Annotated in this window: 1 protein-coding gene; it reads left to right on the top strand. The window is 66.5% G+C overall.

Going from position 1 to position 1,378, the window contains the following annotated elements:
* The first annotated feature begins 48 nt into the window (after positions 1 to 48).
* On the top strand, positions 49 to 1,341 hold the full coding sequence (locus FNQ90_RS23250) for an IS256 family transposase (RefSeq protein ID WP_228471541.1): 1,293 nt from the start codon (positions 49 to 51) through the stop codon (positions 1,339 to 1,341).
* The last annotated feature ends 37 nt before the right edge of the window (positions 1,342 to 1,378 follow it).

Below are 1,378 nucleotides of genomic sequence, written 5' to 3'. Positions count from 1 at the left end.
GGGACTGTAAATCGTTCGGTGTAACTCCCGATCAAGGAAGATGCACTGATGACGAGTGAGAACGTGACCGAGGTCGAGGCCGTCGAGCCGTCTGGGCCGGAGCTGGCGGGGGCGGTGGATGACCGGCTGATCGACGAGCTGGTCTCCCGTGCCCAGGCCGAGGGCCTGCAGCTGACCGGTGAGGGCGGGCTGCTGCAGCAGCTGACGAAGCGGCTGCTGGAGTCCGCCCTGGAGGGCGAGATCACCGACCATCTCGGCTATGACAAGCACGACCCGGCAGGGAAGAACGGCGGCAACAGCCGCAACGGCACCCGCGCGAAGACCGTGCTGACCGACGTCGGCCCGGTGGAGATATCCGTGCCCCGCGACCGTGACGGCTCCTTCGATCCCAAGATCGTCAAAAAGCGGCAGAAGCGCCTGACCGGAGTGGACGAGATGGTGATCTCCCTGTCCGCGAAGGGCCTGACCACCGGTGAGGTCCAGGCCCACCTGGCCGAGGTCTATGGCGCCGAGGTCTCCCGCCAGACGATCTCCACGATCACCGACAAGGTCATGGACGGCATGGCCGACTGGCAGAACCGGCCCCTGGACCCGGTCTATCCGGTGGTCTTCATCGACGCCATCCATGTGAAGATCCGCGATGGCGCCGTCGCGAACCGACCCGTCTACGTGGCCCTGGCCGTCACCACCGAGGGCCGTCGCGACATCCTGGGGCTGTGGGCCGGCGACGGCGGCGAGGGAGCCAAGCACTGGCTGCACATCCTCACCGAGATCAAGAACCGCGGCACAAGCGACGTCCTCATGCTCGTCTGCGACGGCCTGACCGGACTGCCCGACGCGGTCGAGACCGTCTGGCCGAGGACGATCGTGCAGACCTGCGTGGTCCACCTGCTGCGGAACTCCTTCCGCTATGCCGCCCGCCAGGACTGGGACAAGATCGCCAAGGCCCTCAAGCCCGTCTACACCGCACCGACCGAGGAAGCCGCCCTGGAGAGGTTCGCCGAGTTCGCCGACGCCTGGGGCCGGAAGTATCCCGCCATCGTCAGACTCTGGGAGAACGCCTGGGAGGAGTTCACTCCGTTCCTCCGCTTCGACACCGAGATCCGCCGCATCGTCTGCACCACCAACGCGATCGAGTCCGTCAACGCCCGCATCCGCCGGGCGGTCAAGGCCCGCGGACACTTCCCCAACGAGGCCGCCGCCCTGAAATGCGTCTACATGGCGATCATGTCACTCGACCCCACCGGCAAGGGACAGGCCCGCTGGACCAGCCGCTGGAAGACCGCACTGAACGCCTTCGACATCACCTTCGACGGCCGCCTCTCCACAGCCCGCCACTAACCAACCACCCCCGTTACACCGCTCGATTGACAGACTC

This window comes from Streptomyces alkaliphilus (assembly GCF_014141535.1).
In the GTDB taxonomy this organism is placed as follows: domain Bacteria; phylum Actinomycetota; class Actinomycetes; order Streptomycetales; family Streptomycetaceae; genus Streptomyces; species Streptomyces alkaliphilus.
Note: the sequence above shows the minus strand (reverse complement) of the source record. Positions and strands in the feature narration are given on the sequence as shown.